This is a genomic window from Mesorhizobium sp. WSM4817, from assembly GCF_055811135.1.
In genome coordinates this window covers 33,614-52,233 of the sequence record NZ_JBVVQQ010000008.1, presented here as the reverse complement: position 1 = coordinate 52,233, position 18,620 = coordinate 33,614, and the positions used below count along the sequence as shown (strand labels likewise).

General features: G+C 62.1%; 14 protein-coding genes and 1 tRNA gene. 6 read left to right on the top strand and 9 right to left on the bottom strand.

The window, feature by feature from the left end; translation table 11 throughout:
- Positions 1-31: 31 nt before the first annotated feature.
- A complete protein-coding gene (gene galU, locus AC0L2K_RS13620; protein WP_023798070.1) occupies positions 32-937 on the bottom strand; it encodes a UTP--glucose-1-phosphate uridylyltransferase GalU in 906 nt (301 codons plus the stop codon).
- A 211-nt stretch (positions 938-1,148) separates the two neighbouring features.
- Between galU and AC0L2K_RS13615 the strand changes: the two genes are divergently transcribed.
- Positions 1,149-2,372, top strand: a complete 1,224-nt coding sequence (locus AC0L2K_RS13615; RefSeq protein ID WP_287064662.1) for a lytic murein transglycosylase — start codon at positions 1,149-1,151, stop codon at positions 2,370-2,372.
- Positions 2,373-2,492: 120 nt separating this feature from the next.
- Positions 2,493-3,728, top strand: a complete 1,236-nt coding sequence (locus AC0L2K_RS13610; RefSeq protein WP_473531570.1) for an SGNH/GDSL hydrolase family protein — start codon at positions 2,493-2,495, stop codon at positions 3,726-3,728.
- A 137-nt stretch (positions 3,729-3,865) separates the two neighbouring features.
- Here AC0L2K_RS13610 and AC0L2K_RS13605 read toward each other — a convergent pair whose 3' ends face one another.
- Complete coding sequence (locus AC0L2K_RS13605; RefSeq protein WP_023798073.1) at positions 3,866-5,320, bottom strand: glutamate synthase subunit beta; 1,455 nt, start codon at positions 5,318-5,320, stop codon at positions 3,866-3,868.
- Between the two features lie 144 nt (positions 5,321-5,464).
- On the bottom strand, positions 5,465-10,213 hold the full coding sequence (gene gltB / locus AC0L2K_RS13600; RefSeq protein WP_473531569.1) for a glutamate synthase large subunit: 4,749 nt from the start codon (positions 10,211-10,213) through the stop codon (positions 5,465-5,467).
- A 468-nt stretch (positions 10,214-10,681) separates the two neighbouring features.
- Here gltB and AC0L2K_RS13595 point away from each other — a divergent pair, with 468 nt between their 5' ends.
- Positions 10,682-11,734: a threonine aldolase family protein gene (locus AC0L2K_RS13595; protein ID WP_473531568.1), complete on the top strand. Its 1,053-nt coding sequence runs from the start codon at positions 10,682-10,684 to the stop codon at positions 11,732-11,734.
- A gap of 70 nt (positions 11,735-11,804) precedes the next feature.
- Here the strand turns inward: AC0L2K_RS13595 and AC0L2K_RS13590 are convergent, their stop codons facing one another.
- Complete coding sequence (locus tag AC0L2K_RS13590; RefSeq protein ID WP_023798077.1) at positions 11,805-12,269, bottom strand: Hsp20 family protein; 465 nt, start codon at positions 12,267-12,269, stop codon at positions 11,805-11,807.
- 560 nt (positions 12,270-12,829) lie between these two features.
- On the opposite strand from AC0L2K_RS13590, the gene AC0L2K_RS13585 reads away from it, so the two are divergent.
- Positions 12,830-13,804: an alpha/beta fold hydrolase gene (locus AC0L2K_RS13585; RefSeq protein WP_287241917.1), complete on the top strand. Its 975-nt coding sequence runs from the start codon at positions 12,830-12,832 to the stop codon at positions 13,802-13,804.
- A gap of 116 nt (positions 13,805-13,920) precedes the next feature.
- Here AC0L2K_RS13585 and AC0L2K_RS13580 read toward each other — a convergent pair whose 3' ends face one another.
- From AC0L2K_RS13580 to AC0L2K_RS13570, 3 genes are all read right to left on the bottom strand, one after another.
- Positions 13,921-14,463 carry a DUF1579 family protein gene (locus AC0L2K_RS13580; protein ID WP_473531567.1) on the bottom strand — a complete coding sequence of 181 codons (543 nt, stop codon included), beginning with the start codon at positions 14,461-14,463 and terminating at the stop codon, positions 13,921-13,923.
- A gap of 119 nt (positions 14,464-14,582) precedes the next feature.
- Positions 14,583-15,356, bottom strand: a complete 774-nt coding sequence (gene hisN / locus AC0L2K_RS13575) for a histidinol-phosphatase (RefSeq protein ID WP_128247064.1) — start codon at positions 15,354-15,356, stop codon at positions 14,583-14,585.
- A 460-nt stretch (positions 15,357-15,816) separates the two neighbouring features.
- Positions 15,817-16,773 (bottom strand): N-formylglutamate amidohydrolase, encoded by a 957-nt coding sequence (locus tag AC0L2K_RS13570; RefSeq protein ID WP_287227850.1) that lies wholly within the window; start codon positions 16,771-16,773, stop codon positions 15,817-15,819.
- Positions 16,774-16,920: 147 nt separating this feature from the next.
- Here AC0L2K_RS13570 and cpdR point away from each other — a divergent pair, with 147 nt between their 5' ends.
- Both cpdR and AC0L2K_RS13560 read left to right on the top strand, forming a co-directional pair.
- Entirely contained in the window at positions 16,921-17,283 is a 363-nt protein-coding gene (cpdR, locus tag AC0L2K_RS13565) for a cell cycle two-component system response regulator CpdR (protein WP_006199474.1), read from the top strand.
- A gap of 118 nt (positions 17,284-17,401) precedes the next feature.
- A tRNA-Val gene (locus AC0L2K_RS13560) sits at positions 17,402-17,476 on the top strand.
- A 228-nt stretch (positions 17,477-17,704) separates the two neighbouring features.
- On the opposite strand, the gene AC0L2K_RS13555 is transcribed toward AC0L2K_RS13560, so the two are convergent.
- Positions 17,705-18,220, bottom strand: coding sequence for a hypothetical protein (locus tag AC0L2K_RS13555; protein ID WP_473531566.1), 516 nt, complete (start codon positions 18,218-18,220; stop codon positions 17,705-17,707).
- 13 nt (positions 18,221-18,233) lie between these two features.
- On the bottom strand, positions 18,234-18,545 hold the full coding sequence (locus AC0L2K_RS13550; RefSeq protein WP_473531565.1) for a type I restriction-modification system subunit M N-terminal domain-containing protein: 312 nt from the start codon (positions 18,543-18,545) through the stop codon (positions 18,234-18,236).
- Positions 18,546-18,620 lie beyond the last annotated feature (75 nt).

Genomic DNA, 18,620 nt, shown 5'->3' with positions numbered 1-18,620 from the left:
ATGCTTTTGCGCGCATGCATTAGCCCGGGGGTTAGAACGCCGCGCCCCGCTGCTCTGACGGTTTCATCTCGTCGAGAAGCTTGCTGATAACGCCCGCCATGCGCCCGTTCATGTCGCTGCGCCACAGCGCGAAGGCGACGTTGGCCTCGACAAAGCCTTCCGGCGATCCGCAATCGAAGGTGCGCCCTCGGTAGTGGCAGCCATAGAAGGGCTGCTGCTTCTCCAGCTTCAGCATCGCGTCGGTGAGTTGTATCTCGTTGCCGGCGCCCTTCTCCTGGCCTTCGAGTATCCCAAATATCTCCGGCTGCAGGATGTAGCGCCCGTTGATGTATAGGTTGGAGGGTGCCGTGCCGGTCTTCGGCTTCTCCACCATGCCGGTAATGCGGAAACCGTGATGCGTATCCTCGCCGCGGCCGACGATACCGTATTTATGGGCCTCGGCGGGGTCGCATTCCTGAACCGCGACGATGTTGTTGCCGGTCTCGGCATAAAGCTCGACCATCTCCTTCATGCAGCTTTTTTCGGACTGCATGATCATATCGGGCAAAAGCAGCGCGAAGGGCTCGTCGCCGACCAGCTCGCGGGCACACCAGACGGCATGGCCAAGGCCAAGCGGCACCTGCTGGCGGGTGAAGCTGGTCTGCCCTGGCGAAGGTTGCAGCCGCTGCAGCCGGGCGAGCTCGTCGTCCTTGCCGCGTTGGGCGAGCGTGTCATAGAGTTCGAACTGAACGTCGAAATGGTCCTCGATGACCGCCTTGTTGCGTCCGGTCACGAAGATGAAATGCTCGATGCCGGCTTCGCGCGCCTCGTCGACCACATACTGGATGACCGGCCTGTCGACGACGGTCAGCATTTCCTTGGGTATGGCCTTGGTGGCCGGGAGAAAACGCGTCCCGAGGCCAGCGACCGGGAAAACTGCCTTGCGAACTCTCTTCATGCTGTCAAATATCCGCTTCTAAGGTTGTTCGGCAATCCCGCTTCAAGACATTTTCGTGCCGGAATCTGGGATTATGGAACGGCTGGTCAGAAAAATCTGTAGTCCCTAAAGCACCAACCCGCCTTTTCGTTCCCAACGGCACCTATGGTAAACTAAATGCTAACCGGGTTCGGCGATGAATGATCTTCCTGTGATGAAGAAGGAGGAAAAGATGTCCGTTCGCGACGCCGCAAAGCGCTTCACCAGCATCGTTGCGGCCGCCAGTCTGTCGCTTGCCTTGCTGATGCCCACCGGATCGGCTTTTGCCGACGCCGGTTTCCGGCAATGGGTGGCGAGCTTCCGCGCCACCGCGGTGCGGAGCGGCGTTTCCGGCGCCGTTTACGACCGCGCATTCGAGGGCATCAGCGATGCCGACCCGGTCGTGCTGGAAAAAGCGCGTTATCAACCCGAATTCACCGCGCCCGCCTGGGACTATTTCGACAACCGCGTCCATGACCAGTCGGTCGCTGTTGGCAAGCAGATGGCCAGGAAGTGGAAGCCGTGGCTGGACAGGATCGAGGCAAGATACGGCGTCGACCGTCACATCCTGCTGGCGATCTGGTCGATGGAATCGAACTACGGCGAAATCCTCAAGCGCGACGATGTCATGCGCAATGTCGTGCGTTCGCTGGCCACGCTTGGCTACGCCGATTCGAGACGATCGAAATTCGCCCGCACACAGTTGATCGCGGCGCTGAAGATCCTGCAAAGGGGCGACATCGATAAAAGCCACCTCAGCGGCTCATGGGCCGGCGCCATGGGCCATACCCAGTTCATTCCCACCAGCTATCAGGCCTATGCGGTCGACATGGACGGCGACGGCAAGCGCGACATCTGGAATTCGATTCCCGATGCATTGGCAACGGCCGCCAATCTGCTCAGGAAGAACGGCTGGCAGGCCGGCAAGACCTGGGGCTATGAAGTCAGCCTTCCCGACGGAAAGAAGTTCCCGGCTGGATCGAAGTCGTTGTCGCAATGGCAAGCGCTGGGTGTCACGCGTGCCAACGGCAAGCCGTTCAAGAGTGCGGAGAAGGCCACGCTGAAGGTGCCAGGCGGCCGCGGCGGCCCGGCTTTCCTGATGGTCAAGAATTTTTCGGTCATCAAGCGCTACAACAATGCCGACAAATATGCGGTTGCCGTTGGCCTTCTTGCCGACGAAATCGCCGGTTATGGTGGGCTTGTGCAGGACTGGAAGCGGCCTTTCACGAAGCTCTCCTTCGAGGAGAGGCAGGAGCTTCAGCAACGGCTTTCCCAGTACGGCTACTATGACGGCAAGTTCGACGGCAAGATCGGCGAGGGATCGAAAGCCGCCATCATGGCCTTCCAGGCGAAGGCTGGCTTGACCCAGGACGGACATCCGAGCATGGAAGTGCTCAAATGGCTCAGGCAGAACTAGCCTCGCAGACCTGGAGCATCGGACCCAAACCGGTTTTGAGGAAATCCGATGCTCAACTTAAGGTAGAGCGGCGGCACGGTTGTATCAGAGTCCGGCGCTCTTTAGGGATGGAGACGGTAATTGGTTTCGGCTGCGCGTATCCGTGTGATCCTTCGTCGCGTGCCGATCCTGATTCTGGCTATTGCCGTCCTGGCCGTCGGCACTGCCGCCATCTTTCACACGCCGGCCGTGGCGCAGGAAGAACAAAGGCGTGGCTGGTCGCTGCGCGACCTGTTGTTTCTGCGCCGAAGCGAGCGGGTGGAACCGCCGCGACTGATTGAGCCGCGACGGATTCAGAGGATCGGGCCACGCAAGCCAAAAGTCAGAAAGTCGCGTGCCGCGCCGCGCCGGCCGGCTGAGCCGGCAGCCCCCATTGTCCAGAAGGCGCCGGATGCCCGCACCGTTCTGGTGGTCGGCGATTTCATGGCGACCGGCCTCGCCGAAGGTCTCGACACCGCCTTTGCCGAAAACAATAAGGTCAGGATCGTCGTTCGCAGCAATGGTTCGTCCGGTTTCGTGCGTGACGATTTCTACAACTGGCCCGAACAGATCAAGTCGCTGATCGAGACCGAAAAGCCCGCGGCCGTGATCGTCATGCTGGGTTCCAACGATCGGCAGCAGATGCGCGTGAACGGTGAACGCGAACAGCCACGGACCGAAGCGTGGACCAAGGAATACGAACGCCGTACCGAAGCGTTCGGCAAGGCCATTGCATCGGCCAAGGTGCCGTATCTGTGGGTCGGCATGCCGGCCTTCAAGGCGCCGAAGATGACCTCCGACATGCTGGCTTTCAACGACATCTACCGCTCGACGGCCGAAAGCCACGGCGGCGAATTCGTCGACATCTGGGACGGTTTCGTCGACGAGGAAGGCGCCTTTGTCACCAGCGGGCCTGATATCAACGGTCAGCCGGTGCGCCTGCGCACCGACGACGGCATCCGTGTGTCGAAAGCCGGCAAACGCAAGCTCGCCTTCTATGCCGAAAAACCCTTGCTGAAGATCCTTGGAATGACCTCGCCTCCGGGCACACTGGCAGCTTATGCGCCAGCCGGCGCTCCGGTCGGGGCGCCGACACCGACACCCATGCCCGTCGGTCGCACGGTGCCGATGCTGCTCAGCGATCCGGCACTCGACGGCGGTTCGGAACTTCTCGGCGCCGCAGCGCCGGCAAAGGCGGACGGGCCCGGCGAAAAACTCGTCGTCGGGGGCAAGGCATCAACTGCTTCGCCCGGCCGCGCCGACGATTTTTCTTGGCCGCCAAGGAAGCAGCCTGCAGCGGCGGCCGTGCCCGAAACGACCACGGCGATCACTCCGTAAGTAAACTGCTCCGGGCACCGGCCTACGCCGGCCGTAGCTTTAACTGCCACGACCGCTCACAAGTGCTTCGGCCGGCGAAGGCCAGAAGCGCAGAAAACGCCCTCAGATGGCCGCGGGAGTAGCGTTTCCAAACGGTCTCAGCGCGGCAGCACGCTCGATCCCATCAGCGCCTCGTCGATCGAACGCGCTGCCTGACGGCCCTCGCGGATCGCCCAGACGACCAGCGATTGACCGCGGCGCACATCGCCTGCCGCGTAGAGCTTTTCGACGCTGGTCTTGTAATCGCGATCATTGGCCTCGACGTTGTTCGAGCGGCGGCTGTCGATGGCGATCTTCATCTGGCCAGCCAGTTCCGACACCGGCCCGACGGCGGCCGGCCCGGCAAAGCCGATAGCGATGAAGGCGAGATCCGCGCGGATGACGAATTCCGTGCCGGCGATCGGCTTGCGCTTTTCATCGACCTCGCAGCATTTGACGCCGGTCAACGCGCCGTCCTCGCCGATGAATTCGAGCGTCGCCACCTGGAACTCGCGCTCGGCGCCTTCCGCCTGCGAGGACGAGGTGCGCATCTTCGTCGCCCAGTAGGGCCAGACCGAAAGCTTGTCCTCCTTTTCCGGCGGCTGCGGCCGGATGTCGAGCTGGGTGACACGAACGGCGCCCTGGCGGAAGGCGGTGCCGACGCAGTCGGACGCGGTGTCGCCGCCGCCGACGACGACGACATGCTGGCCGCCGGCGACGATCGGCGGCGACGGCCACGCCACCGACTGGATCGGCTCGCCGCCGATGCGCTTGTTCTGCTGCACCAGGTAAGGCATCGCGTCATGCACGCCATCGAGATCGTCGCCGGGAATGTTGGCCGGGCGCGGCGTTTCCGAACCGCCGCAATAGAGCACCGCATCATATTCGGCGAGCAGCTCCGCCACCGGCTTGTCGACGCCGACATTGATCCCGCAATGGAAGCTCACCCCCTCCCCTTGCATCTGCTCGATGCGCCGGTCGATGTAGTGCTTCTCGATCTTGAAGTCGGGGATGCCGTAGCGCATCAGCCCGCCCGGCCGGCTCTCGCGCTCATAGACGTGAACGTCGTGACCGGCGCGGCCAAGCTGCTGGGCGGCCGCCATGCCGGCCGGCCCCGAGCCAATGATTGCGACGCGCCTGCCGGTTTTCCTTTCCGGCGGATAGGGCCGGATATGACCGGTTTCATAGGCCTTGTCGGCGATTGCCTGCTCGATCGTCTTGATGGCGACCGGAATGTCCTCGAGGTTCAGCGTGCAGGCTTCCTCGCAAGGTGCCGGACAGATGCGGCCGGTGAATTCCGGGAAGTTATTGGTCGAATGCAGGTTGCGGATCGCATTGTCCCAGTCGCCATTGTAGACGAGGTCGTTCCAGTCCGGGATCTGGTTGTGGACCGGGCAGCCGGTCGGCCCGTGACAGTACGGAATGCCGCAATCCATGCAGCGCGCGGCCTGTTTCTCGACCTCCTTGTCCGACATCGGCAGCGTGAACTCGCGAAAATGCCGGATGCGGTCGGAAGCCGGCTGGTACTTGTGCACCTGCCGGTCGATCTCGAGAAACCCTGTTACCTTGCCCATAGTCCAGTCCCTGCTGTCCAGATGGCGCGCTCGACGACGCACCCGTTAACCTCATAAGGCAGCCATGGCAACCTTCAGTCCGAGGCTAGGATTGTTGATGAAGGCGTCGCCCGGGAAGCTTGGCTTCCCGGCAACTCCCAAAGCCTATTCCGCCGCAACGCCCATGCGCATGCGTTCCATTTCGATCAGCGCACGGCGGTATTCGACCGGCATGATCTTCCGGAATTTCGGCCGGAAAGTCGCCCAGTTGTCGAGGATCTCGCGGCCACGCACCGAACCCGTGTAATGGACGTGGTTCGAGATCAGCTGATAGAGCCGCTCCTCATCATGGCTGGTCATGTCGCCGGACACGTCGACGCGGCCTTTGTGGTCGAGATCGCCGCCATGATGGAGCAGTTTCTCCATCAGGTCGTCTTCTTCGGGAACGGGTTCCAGTTCGACCATCGCCATGTTGCAGCGCTCGGCGAAATCACCCACCTCGTCGAGCACATAGGCGACGCCGCCCGACATGCCGGCGGCGAAGTTGCGGCCGGTCTGCCCGATGACGACGACAATGCCGCCGGTCATGTACTCGCAGCCATGGTCGCCAACGCCTTCGACGACGGCGGCGACGCCCGAATTGCGAACCGCAAAACGCTCGCCGGCGACGCCGCAGAAATAGGCCTCGCCCTCGGTCGCGCCGTAGAGCACCGTGTTGCCGACGATGATCGACTCCGCGGCGACGATCTTCGTGTTCTCCGGCGGGCGGATGACGATGCGGCCGCCCGACAGGCCCTTGCCGACGTAGTCATTGGCCGCACCGACCAGCTCGAACGAAACCCCACGCGCCAGGAAGGCGCCGAAGGACTGGCCGGCGGTTCCGGTGAGTTTTACCGAGATCGTGTCCTCGCGCAGGCCCTTGTGCTTGAAGCGCTTTGCCACTTCGCCCGACAGCATGGCGCCGGTCGAACGGTCGACATTGCGGATCGGCAGCTCGATGCTGACCGGCTGCCTGGCGTCCAGCGCCGGCTTGGCCAACTCGATCAGCTTGCGGTCGAGCACGTCGTCGATCGGATGCTTCTGCCGCTCGGTCCAGTGCACCGCCTCATGCGGCGCATCCGGCTTGAAGAACATCTTGCTGAAATCGAGCCCGCGTGCCTTCCAGTGCTGGATCAGCCCCCGCTTTTCCAAGAGGTCGGTGTCGCCGATGATCTGGTCGAGGTGGGTGTAGCCCATCTCGGCGAGCAGCGCCCGCACCTCTTCCGCCACATAAAAGAAGAAGTTGATGACATGTTCCGGCGTGCCCTTGAAGCGCTTGCGCAACACCGGATCCTGCGTCGCGACACCGACCGGGCAGGTGTTGAGATGGCACTTGCGCATCATGATGCAGCCGGCCGCGATCAGCGGCGCGGTCGAGAAGCCGAATTCGTCGGCGCCAAGCAGCGCGCCGATGACAACGTCGCGGCCGGTGCGCAGGCCGCCATCGACCTGCAGCGCGACGCGCGACCTGAGGCCGTTGAGCACCAGCGTCTGGTGCGTCTCGGCAAGGCCCATTTCCCACGGGCTGCCGGCGTGCTTGAGCGAGGTCAGCGGCGATGCGCCGGTGCCGCCGTCATAGCCGGAAATGGTGATGTGATCGGCGCGCGCCTTGGCGACGCCGGCCGCAACGGTGCCGACACCGACTTCGGAGACCAGCTTGACTGAGACATCAGCCGCCGGGTTGACGTTCTTGAGGTCGTAGATCAGCTGCGCCAGATCCTCGATCGAGTAGATGTCGTGATGCGGCGGCGGCGAGATCAGGCCGACGCCGGGCGTCGAATGCCTGACCTTGGCAATGGTGGCATCGACCTTGTGACCGGGCAGCTGACCGCCCTCGCCGGGCTTCGCTCCTTGCGCCACCTTGATCTGCATCACATCGGAGTTCACCAGATACTCCGCCGTCACGCCGAAACGCCCGGAAGCGACCTGCTTGATCGCCGAACGCTCGGGGTTCTTGCCGCCGTCCGGCAGCGGCAGGTAACGGTCGGACTCTTCGCCGCCCTCGCCGGTGTTAGACTTGCCGCCGATCGCGTTCATGGCGCGCGCCAGCGTGGTGTGCGCTTCCCTGGAGATCGAGCCGAAGGACATCGCTCCGGTCGAGAACCGCTTGACGATATCGGCCGCCGACATGACCTCGTCGAGCGCGACCTTCTTGCGCCCGGTTTCTTCGGCCAGCCTGATCTTGAACAGGCCGCGAATGCTCTGCGCCCGCGCCGTCTCGCTGTCGATCTGAGCGGAATAGTCCTTGAACGTCTGCCACGATCCCTGGCGCACTGCGTGCTGCAGGGTGGCCACCGCATCGGGCGACCAGATATGCGCTTCGCCGCGCATGCGGAACATGTATTCGCCGCCGACCTCGAGGCTGTTGCGCAGCACCGGGTCGTTGCCGAAGCCGTCGGCGTGGCGGCTGACCGTTTCGGCTGCGATCTCTTCCAGCCCGACGCCTTCGATCAGCGTCGCGGTGCCGGTGAAATATTTTTGCACGAAATCGGTCTTCAGCCCGATGGCGTCGAAGATCTGCGCGCCGCAATAGGACTGGTAGGTCGAGATGCCCATCTTCGACATCACCTTGAGAATGCCCTTGCCGATCGACTTGATGTAGCGGGAGACGACCTCATTGGCGTCGACTTCGGCCGGCAGCTCGCCGCGCTTGTGCATGTCGAGCAGCGTGTCGAAGGCGAGATAGGGATTGATCGCCTCGGCGCCATAGCCCGCAAGGCAGCAGAAGTGATGCACCTCGCGCGGCTCGCCGGACTCGACCACCAACCCCACCGATGTGCGCAATCCCTTGCGGATCAGATGATGGTGGACCGCCGCCGTCGCCAGCAATGCCGGGATGGCGATACGGTCCGGTCCGAGCTGACGGTCCGACAGGATGATGATGTTGTAGCCGCCGGCGACCGCCGCCTCGGCGCGCTCGCACAGCCGGTCGATGGCGCCCTGCATGCCGGCCGCGCCTTCGTTCGAAGCATAGGTGATGTCGATCGTCTTGGTGTCGAAACGGTCCTCGGTATGACCGATGGAGCGGATCTTCTCAAGATCGCCATTGGTCAGGATCGGCTGGCGCACTTCGAGCCGCTTGCGACGCGAATTGCCGACGAGGTCGAAGATGTTAGGCCTCGGCCCGATGAAGGACACCAGGCTCATCACCAGTTCCTCGCGGATCGGGTCGATCGGCGGGTTGGTGACCTGGGCGAAGTTCTGCTTGAAATAGGTGTAGAGCAGCTTCGATCTGTCCGACATCGCCGAAATCGGCGTGTCGGTGCCCATCGAGCCGACCGCTTCCTGGCCGGTGGTCGCCATCGGCGACATCAACAGCTTGGTGTCTTCCTGGGTAAAGCCGAACGCCTGCTGGCGATCGAGGAGGCTGACGTCCCTGCGCAGCGCCCGCGGCTCGACCGGCTTCAGGTCTTCGAGGATGAGTTGGGTGTTGGCGAGCCAGCTCTTGTAGGGATGCCTGGTCGCGATCTCCGACTTGATCTCCTCGTCGGAAACGATGCGGCCCTTCTCCAGGTCGATCAGCAGCATGCGGCCGGGCTGCAGCCGCCACTTCTTGACGATCCTTTCCTCCGGCACCGGCAGCACGCCGGCTTCCGAGGCCATGATGACGCGATCGTCGTCGGTGACGATGTAACGCGCCGGGCGCAGCCCGTTGCGGTCGAGTGTGGCGCCGATCTGGCGGCCGTCGGTGAAGGCCACCGCCGCCGGCCCATCCCACGGCTCCATCAGGGCGGCGTGGTATTCGTAAAAGGCCTTGCGATCTTGATCCATCAGCTTGTTGCCGGCCCAGGCCTCGGGGATCAGCATCATCATCGCGTGGGCGAGCGAGTAGCCGCCCTGCGTCAGGAACTCGAGCGCATTGTCGAAACAGGCGGTGTCCGACTGCCCCTCATAGGAGATCGGCCACAGCTTGGAGATGTCGTTGCCGAACAGTTCGGAATCGACCGAGGCCTGCCGCGCCGCCATCCAGTTGACGTTGCCGCGCAGCGTGTTGATCTCGCCATTGTGGGCGACCATGCGATAGGGATGCGCCAGCTTCCACGACGGGAAGGTGTTGGTCGAGAAACGCTGGTGGACGAGGATCAGCGCCGTCTCGAAACGCGGATCGGTCAGATCCTTGTAATAGGCGCCGACCTGATAGGCCAGGAACATGCCCTTGTAGACGATGGTACGCGATGACATCGACACGACGTAAAAACCATTGTCGACGCCCTTGGTCTCTTCATGGATACGACCGGAAATGACCTTGCGCAGGATGTAGAGCCGCCGTTCGTAATCGTCGTCGCTCTCGATCTCGGCGCCACGACCCAGAAACACCTGCCGCTGGACCGGTTCGGAAGCAGCGATATCAGGCGCCTTCGACAGCGATGAATTGTCGACCGGCACGTCGCGAAAGCCGAGCAGCGGCTGGCCTTCGAGCTGCGCGACCTCGGCGATGATGCCTTCGATATGCGCCTGAAGCTCAGGATCGCGCGGCATGAACACATGGCCGACGGCGTAATGGCCGGGCTTGGGCAGTTCGACGCCCTGGCTGGCCATCTCCTCGCGGAAGAAGCGGTCGGGAAGCTGCACCAGCACGCCAGCGCCGTCGCCCATCAGCGGGTCGGCGCCGACGGCGCCGCGATGCGTCAGATTTTCGAGCACCGCCAGGCCGTCCGTGACGATCTGATGCGACTTCACGCCCTTCATGTTGACGATGAAGCCGACGCCGCAGGCATCGTGCTCGTTGCGCGGATCGTAAAGGCCGTGGGCGGCGAACCCGGTAGGGGTCCGCCCGATCTTGGTCAGGCCAGTGGCGATGGACGGATTTTTGACGGCTGGCGCTTTCGTCTGCGCGGCCGGGCCGTTCGTCGCAGATGGCGTCACTTCCGTCATCGTCCTGTCCTCCATGCCAGCCCTTGGGGCGCTGGTTTCCGTTGGGAAGCGCATGTGCTTCCCTCTCATCCTTGCGGCACGTCTTGCGAAATCCTTCCCGAACCAGGCGGCCTGGTTCGCATCCGGCAATCGTACAGGCCAGAGCCGGGCTGTCTACCTGTCGCTCGCGGCAACGGCCGGAGAGGCCCAATGATACGCCAATCCAGCCTGTTTTGTGCGACAAAATAAGACAGCACTACTGTCCTAAATTTTTATGACAGAAATTGCGGATGCGCACAAGACCGATTCACAACAATCTTGGGCTGTCCGCGACAGAAAATTACGCGCGGCGACGCCAAGACGCAACCTTCGACCGTATGTCCTGTTCTCCGCTCTCACTGGCTTTACCGCTTTTCCGCCGCTTGGCACTTGCGAGCGGCATGCGAAAGCGGCCAAGGTCGCCTCGATTTTCCCAGCACAGGCAAACGCATGAATTTCGCTTCCGACAATTGGGCAGGCGCCCATCCCAGCATCGCCGCGGGCCTGTCGGCCCATGCCGGCGGCTTTTCCACCGCCTATGGCGACGGCGCCCTCGACGAGGCCGCATACCAGCGCTTCAACGAAATCTTCGAGCGCGAGGTCGCGGTGTTTTTCGTGGCCACCGGCACCGCCGCCAATTCCCTGTCGCTGACCGCCTACAACAAATCGGGCGGCATTTCCTTCTGCCATCGAGAGTCGCATGTCATCGAGGATGAATGCGGCGCCCCGGAATACTTTACCGGCGGCTCACGGCTCCATGCCGTCGACGGTGCGCTGGGCAAGATCGATCCGAATAGGCTGGACAGGGCGGTGGGCCGGTTCGCGGCTGAAATCGTCCATTCCGGGCGCCCGATGGCGGTGTCGATCACCCAGTCGACCGAGGTCGGCACCATCTACACACTGAACGAAATTGCCAGGATTTCGGCGATCGCCAAGCATCACAAACTGCCGCTGCACATGGATGGCGCCCGCTTCGCCAATGCGCTGGTCGCGCTCGAGACAACACCGGCGCAGATGACCTGGAAGGGCGGCGTCGACATCCTCTCTTTCGGCGGCACCAAGAACGGCTGCTGGTGCGCCGAGGCTATCGTGCTGTTCGACCTCGACCGCGCCAGGGAACTGGCCTTCCTGCGCAAGCGCGCGGCGCAATTGTTCTCGAAATCGCGCTTCATCGCAGCGCAGTTCGAAGCCTATTTCAAGGACCACCTGTGGCTCGACACGGCCCGGCATGCCAACGCCATGGCAGCACGCCTCGCAGCACTGATCGAGGATTCCCCGTCGGCGCGTCTGGCCTGGCTGCCGCAAGCCAACGAAGTGTTCGCGGTGATGAAAAAGGCCAAGGCGGAACGGGTGCTTTTGGCCGGTGCCGCCTTCTATGACTGGCACAAGCCGCACGACTTTGATGGCCATATCGGCGAGGACGAAGCGCTCTATCGTTTCGTCACCAGCTTTGCGACCACGGCCGAAGAGGTCGACCGCTTTGGCGAGCTAATTGCTGGATAGCGGCACCTATCCATCAAAAGGGCGGCGCCAGGCGCCGCCCTCGCCTGTTAGGTCGTCTTTGTGACGCAGCTTACGCGGTGGTCTTGGCCTCGATCTGCTTGGCCTTCGCCGAAGACGCGGTGATCGCGATCTTCCGCGGCTTCAGTTCCTCGGGAATATTGCGCTTGAGGTCGACGAAGAGCAGGCCGTTCTTCAGCGAGGCGCCGACGACATCAACATGGTCGGCAAGCTGGAAGCGGCGCTCAAAGGCCCGGCTGGCGATACCGCGATAGAGCAGTTCGGAGCCTTCGCCATTGCCCTCCTTGCGCTCACCCTTGACAGTCAGAACGTTGCGGTGAGCCTCGATCGAGAGCTCATCGTCCGAGAAGCCGGCGACCGCCATCGAGATGCGATAGGAATCCTCACCGGTGCGCTCGATGTTGTAGGGCGGATAGGTCTGCGCACCTTCCGGCTGCGCAAGCGAATCGAGCATGGTGAACAGCCGGTCGAAACCGACGGTCGAACGATAAAGCGGGGAAAAATCAACGTGACGCATAGTGTGTTCTCCTGTTGAGCAACAAACGTATGACCGGTGCGAAACCCGTGATGGCGTTCCGGATGGGCCAGCGGCCCCGACATTGGCGGCCGCAAAAGACATTTGGGGAGCACGAGAAGGCATTTCAAGATTCTGCCGCCTCGATGAACGGCAGATGAACCGCGACTTCGGCGGACGTTCAGCTAAGTCGCGCTAGACTGCTTCCAGGATCAAGGAACAGGCGGCGGTTACGGCGTCGCGCGTCCTCTCGGACACGCAAAAGGAAGCTGTAACACTTTGATTGCGCATGATTCACGGCGAAATCGGCTGCGGTTTTCGCGGTTATGCGCGAGATGCCGCAACGGGGCCGACCGGGTGTAACGTCCCTTCCTCCCGGATCGACGGGGGCCGGAAGCATGCCGCAAGCTGCTTTCGGCCTCACTCGCCGGCTGGCTCGTTCAGCGTTTCCAACGCGTCCGGAATTCCTTTGCTTTTGCTGCCCTTTGCTTTTGCTGCATCGGGCGTCTATGCCTACCACAGCTTGCGCCATGCAGGCAGCGACACTTGAAACGCAGCGCCGAATGACGGACCTCCTCGACAAAATTCCCCTCTTCCGCGAAATTCCGGGCAATCCGCTGCCGGAAAATGCGGCCGGTGGTTTCTTCACCACGCGCGACGGCAAGAAGATCCGTTATGGCCTCTTTGCCGCCGTTGCCCGCCCGATGAAGGGTACCGTGGTCGTCTTGACCGGCCGCAACGAGTGCATCGAAAAATATTTCGAGACCATCCGCAACCTCGCCGACCGCGGCTTTGGCGTCGCCACCTTTGACTGGCGCGGCCAAGGCGGTTCCGACCGGCTGATCAGCGATCGCGAGCGCGGCTATGTCCGCAGTTTCTTCGACTACACCGGCGACCTGGAACAGTTCTTCGAGGAGATCGTGCTGCCCGACTGCCGGGGGCCGTATTACATATTGGCCCATTCGGCCGGGGCGGTGATCACGCTGCTTGCCGGGCCGTCGATGGTGAACCGCGTACGGCGCATGGTGCTGATCGCGCCCTTCCTGGCGGTGCCCGACCTGCCGGTCTCGACAACCACCGTTCGCCGCCTCTGCTCGCTGTTCTGTCTGCTGGGCCTTGGCAAGCTTTATGCCGCCTGGGGTCCGCGGCCCAGAAAAACCATACCCTTTGCCGTCAACAAGGTGACATCGGATCCCGAGCGGTATCGGCGCAACACGCTGCTCTACGAAACCTACCCGCAGCTGGCGCTCGGCGGCCCGACGATCCGCTGGCTGAAAGCGGCGGCGCAGGCCTCCGAGGTCATCAGCGATCCCGACTTCATGGCCAGGATCCGGGTTCCCTTGCTGGTGGTCGCCGCCGGCGCCGACCAGGTCGTCTCGACGAAAGCGGTGGAAACCTACACCAGACGTCTGCGTCTCGGTTCGCTGCTGGTGATCGATGGTGCGCGCCATGAAATATTGCAGGAGACCGACTTCTATCGCGAGCAGTTCTTTGCCGCCTTCGATGCCTTCATTCCGGGAAGCGACGACAACGCCTGATTGAGTGCCGCGCTCCCTCCGGACGCCAAAAGACCGCTCCAAATCATTGAAAATCCATGATTTGGCTTGAAAGAATGCCTTGGCTTGAAAAAATGTCTGCCAGGTCGATCGTCGGCCTACACTTGCCGGGCGAAATCCATGATCCAATTGGTCTCCCAGGTCTTGCCGCCATCCGGTGAAAAAGCCTGCTCCCAGCGCGCCGATTTTTCAGTAATCCGCGACCACAGGAAGCGAACCTGGATATCGCGTCCGTCGAAGACGTCTTCACATAGGAATGTGCCGACACCTGCTTCGAAGGCGCCGCGCATCGGAATATCGATGGTCGCCGGGCTGCGGCCGTCGATCCACCAGATCGACCATTGTCTCGTCGCCGGATCGAAGGTCCGCAGCGTGGCGGCGCGATAGGCGCCGCCGGGCAATTCAATCACATTGTCATCGACATTGCCGAGCCCGCCAAGGATCGGGCGCACCTCGCATGTCCCGCCAAACACGTCCCAGTTCGTGTCGCCTTGCAGGCGCTCCTGCAACCTTCGATGACTGACGTTCCAGCGTCCGAAGAAGAAATCGAAATCGGCCCGCCCATCTGATGGAGCATTTTCTGCCGGCGCATTTTCTGCTGGAGCATCTTCGGAACGGCTGGTTGTTGACTGCGTCGGCATGAGACTCCCTCCCGTGGCATTGTCTCCATAGCCGAGAGCTGCTGACACCCTGCCGTCAGGAGCATTGGGTTATCGTCGCCGTGGGCACCTCAGTGCGAATGGCCATCTGCCCAGCCGGTTCAGCCACGCAACGCCGCCATCGCGGCGGCATGAAGCTCCGGCGTTGCCGCAGCCAGGATGTCGCCGCCCCTTTCCGCCGGTCCGCCTTCGAAGGTGGTGACGACGCCGCCGGCCTTCTCGATGATCGGGATCAGCGCGACGATATCGTAGGGTTTCAAATCGGGGTCGGCGACGATGTCGACGCTTCCCGCCGCGACCATGGCGAAGGCATAGCAGTCGGTACCGTAGCGGGCGAGCTGGACCTGCCGCTCGAACAGGTCGTAGCGCAGGCGCGCATCTCCCTTGAACAGTGCTGGCGTGGTGGTGAACAGCGTCGCCTCGGCGAGGCTTGTCGTCTTGCGTGTGGTCAGCCTTCGCGGTCCGCCCGGGCCTTCATAATGGGCGCCGGACGCGTTGGCGTAGAAAAGCTCGCCGGTGAAGGGCTGCGACATCATGCCGGCAACGGCATCGCCGTCGACCGTCAGCCCGACCAAGGTTCCCCACACCGGCAGGCCGGAAATGAAGGCACGGGTGCCGTCGATCGGATCGATCACCCAGACATGCCTGCTGGACATGTTCTCGCTGCCATGCTCCTCGCCGAGGATGCCGTGATCGGGATATTCCGCTGAAATAAGCGCCCGGATGACCCGCTCGGCCTCGCGGTCGGCCTCGGTGACCGGGTCGAAGCTGCCTTGCTCCTTGTTGGCGACTGCGCCCTGGCTGCGGAAGCGCGGCAAGGTTTCGGCTGCGGCGGCATCCGCAATGCGCCGCATGAAATCGATGCTGATGTCCAACTGATTCTCCCGCGTAATGCATGTCGCGCAAAAGTGTGCAGCGGTTTTGCGATAACGACATGCATAAAACAACAACCTAAAGCGCGTCGTCCGGTCAAACGCGAGGCGCTTTAGCGTGCTGGAACCATCGTCTGCCTGTGGATTTCCGCCAAAACAAGGGCGTGCGGGATTTTGCGCATCGACGACTGTTGCTCGAATGCAACGCTGGCGCCCTCGAAACGCAGTTTCCACATCATAGTGAATTAAAAACGCCGCACGGCGGCTTGACATTTGTGCATCGCACAATAGATTTGTTCTCGGACAGGTTCTCCTGTCCATGCCCTCCTTGGGCGTTTCCTCCCTAGACTTCGACCGTGTCGTGCAAACGATGCGGTCTTTTTTTCGGCGCGGCACTCAGCCGATTGCGCGTCCCGACCCGCACCCCGATGCCGGCGCCAGATCTCGTTTCGTTTTTCGGCAATCATTCGGCGGCAAGCGGCAGGTCGATAAAATTGTGGTCGGGCATCGCCATCAGGTCGGCCGAGAATTGCGCCAGATCGTCGGCGAGCGCATCGAAGCCGGCGGATTTCTGGAACGTCCGCTCGTTCATGTAAAGCCCGCGATTGACCTCGATCTGCAGTGCATGGAGGTGGCGCACCGGGCGGCCATAGTGCTCGGTGATGAAGCCTCCGGCATAAGGCTTGTTATGGGCGACGGTATAGCCCATGCCGATCAGCAGGCCGATCGCCGTCTCGGTCAACGCTGCCGCGGCGGAGATGCCGAAACGGTCGCCGACGATGAAGTCGGGCCTGACACCGCTGTCGCCGACCCTGATGCTCGCCGGCATCGAGTGGCAATCGATCAGCACGGCAAAGCCGAACCGCGCATGGGTCCTGGTCAAAAGCCGTTTTAGCGTCTCGTGATAAGGCTTGTAGACAGCCTCGATGCGCCCGACGGCTTCCGCCAACGGCAAGCGGCCGGCATAGATTTCGAGCCCCTCTCCTACCAGCTTGGGCACGGTGCCAAGCCCGCCGGCGACGCGCGCCGAACGGATGTTGCAGAACGACGGCACCGGTTCGGCGAACATGCGCGGATCGAGTTCCCACGGCTCCCGGTTGACGTCGAGATAGGCGCGCGGGAAGTTTGCCGCCAGCATCGGCGCGCCGAGCGCAACAGCGCCACCGAACAATTCGTCGACATAGCAATCTTCGGAGCGGCGGATGGCGTTTCGGTCCAGCCTTGCCATGGCCAGGAACCGGTCCGGATAGTGACGGCCGCTATGCGGCGAGTTGAAGAGGAAGGGAACACGCTGTTCGGCGCCCGACCGGATTTCGAAGGGGGGAACGACCGAAAAATCCTCGGCTGCCGTTTTCAATTTGAACGAACCCGGAAACACCAATGCATCATGGTTGGAAAGGTGCCACCTCCCCGGCCGCATGTCCAGCGTTTCGGCGTCCGGAGCGCTTTGTTAAAGCCGGATCGGGCCTTTATCGTTCACTTGATGTTTACCCTCGCCTCCTCATATACAGGATGGTTAACGGGCTGCCCCACGGCAGTCTCGGGCGGGTGATTCGGACGGGATAAGATGGCACGCATTCTACTGGCGGAAGACGACGATGACATGCGCCGGTTCCTCGTCAAGGCGCTGGAGCGTGCCGGCTACCAGGTCAGCGATTTCGACAATGGCGCCAGCGCCTATGAGCGGCTGCGCGAAGAGCCGTTCTCGCTGCTCTTGACCGACATCGTGATGCCGGAGATGGACGGCATAGAACTCGCTAGACGCGCCACCGAGATCGATCCCGACCTCAAGGTCATGTTCATCACCGGCTTCGCGGCCGTTGCGCTCAATCCGGATTCCAAGGCGCCGAAAGACGCCAAGGTGCTGTCGAAGCCGTTCCATCTGCGCGACCTCGTCAACGAGGTCGAAAAGATGCTGCAGGCAGCCTGACACGCTTTCCGCCGCCGGCTTCCGGCGCGCCTTCGACGGCGTGGCAAGGCGAACCTTTTCTTTCCCTTTCCTGCTATTGACGCGCCGGAGCAAAAATGGTGTATGCGCGGCTTCGGATGGGCGTGTAGCTCAGCGGGAGAGCACTGCATTGACATTGCAGGGGTCACAGGTTCAATCCCTGTCACGCCCACCATCCGGTCCACTGGCTCCCCTTAAAATCAGGAACGCTGCACCTCCTGAAGGTCCTTTGAATTCGCTGCTGGTCACACGTGGTCACAGCAAACGGTCCATCATGGCTACAATCCGCAAACATCGGGACAGGACAAATATCAGGTTCGGGCTCGCAGAAGGGGTTTCCCGCCCGTATCCCGTTCATTCCATAAGTGCACGCGCGCGGTTGAACCGATCTCCCTGTGGAGGGTCATTTCTTCTTCGCCCGCAACCCAAGTGCCGTGAAGCCTTCCGCCACTTCCGGCTTGATGGTCCAGCGGTTGTCGGCTGAGAGATTGGCGAGGATGCCGCAGTAGAAGTTTGCGTCGCGGACTACCGCCGGCTCAGCAGGCCACAGACGCGTTTCCCGCTTCTTGCACATCTCTCCAAAGTGCATGTGCCAAGTCTGTCCACCCCATCCCAAGGCACTACTCAGGCCCGTAGACGTTTCGCCAGGATGGTCGAGCAGCACCTGGACGATGTTGCGCTCGTTTTCAGTCATGGACGAAAACGCTTCGACCACCCGCTTCGCGACCGGCAGGTTCGACACGCGATCGGAGAGCGCAGCCGCTTCTCTTGCCTCCTGAGCGTCCAGTTCCTCAATCACCCGACGAGCGTCTGCGCCCATATGCGCATCGTCGCGCTTCCTTTCCGCATTGCTCCGCGTTTCAGCGCGACGTTTGGCGTCCATGCCGTGGATCGATGCAATGATCTTGTCGAGGCTCATGCGGGCTCCAGTTCTAGGCGAACAAGTTCTGGGCGATGTTGTCCTGGTCACCCATCAACTTGCGCATGTCGAGCTTTGAGGTGTTGTAGAAGCTCTGCCCGGCCTTGCGCAGAAGAAAGGGCTCAGGGTTCATCCCTTGCGCGGTCTTTGCGGCATGTTCGGCCACCACGGCTTCCTTGGTCGGCTCCAGCACGCAGTCCAGACGCCGAAGAACGGTGAAGGGTAGAATGACCTTGCCGTAGTGGGCTTGCTTGTAGTCCCCCCTGAGCAGGTCCGCGACGGACCAGATGAACGACGAAAGCTGCTGCTGGTTCAAACCCGACATTCTCCCAAATCACCTGTGGCCGGAAACTAAAGACCAGAGGTCAACAAATGGCAACGATTGGGTAGTGCCTCAGTT

What these genes read in the sequence shown, in the direction of transcription:
- galU (WP_023798070.1), bottom strand. Translation starts at nt 937, where the DNA reads ATGAAGAGAGTTCGCAAGGCAGTTTTCCCGGTCGCTGGCCTCGGGACG.
- AC0L2K_RS13615 (WP_287064662.1), top strand. Translation starts at nt 1,149, where the DNA reads ATGTCCGTTCGCGACGCCGCAAAGCGCTTCACCAGCATCGTTGCGGCC.
- AC0L2K_RS13605 (WP_023798073.1), bottom strand. Translation starts at nt 5,320, where the DNA reads ATGGGCAAGGTAACAGGGTTTCTCGAGATCGACCGGCAGGTGCACAAG.
- gltB (WP_473531569.1), bottom strand. Translation starts at nt 10,213, where the DNA reads ATGACGGAAGTGACGCCATCTGCGACGAACGGCCCGGCCGCGCAGACG.
- AC0L2K_RS13595 (WP_473531568.1), top strand. Translation starts at nt 10,682, where the DNA reads ATGAATTTCGCTTCCGACAATTGGGCAGGCGCCCATCCCAGCATCGCC.
- AC0L2K_RS13590 (WP_023798077.1), bottom strand. Translation starts at nt 12,269, where the DNA reads ATGCGTCACGTTGATTTTTCCCCGCTTTATCGTTCGACCGTCGGTTTC.
- AC0L2K_RS13585 (WP_287241917.1), top strand. Translation starts at nt 12,830, where the DNA reads ATGACGGACCTCCTCGACAAAATTCCCCTCTTCCGCGAAATTCCGGGC.
- AC0L2K_RS13580 (WP_473531567.1), bottom strand. Translation starts at nt 14,463, where the DNA reads ATGCCGACGCAGTCAACAACCAGCCGTTCCGAAGATGCTCCAGCAGAA.
- AC0L2K_RS13570 (WP_287227850.1), bottom strand. Translation starts at nt 16,773, where the DNA reads ATGCGGCCGGGGAGGTGGCACCTTTCCAACCATGATGCATTGGTGTTT.
- cpdR (WP_006199474.1), top strand. Translation starts at nt 16,921, where the DNA reads ATGGCACGCATTCTACTGGCGGAAGACGACGATGACATGCGCCGGTTC.
- AC0L2K_RS13555 (WP_473531566.1), bottom strand. Translation starts at nt 18,220, where the DNA reads ATGAGCCTCGACAAGATCATTGCATCGATCCACGGCATGGACGCCAAA.
- AC0L2K_RS13550 (WP_473531565.1), bottom strand. Translation starts at nt 18,545, where the DNA reads ATGTCGGGTTTGAACCAGCAGCAGCTTTCGTCGTTCATCTGGTCCGTC.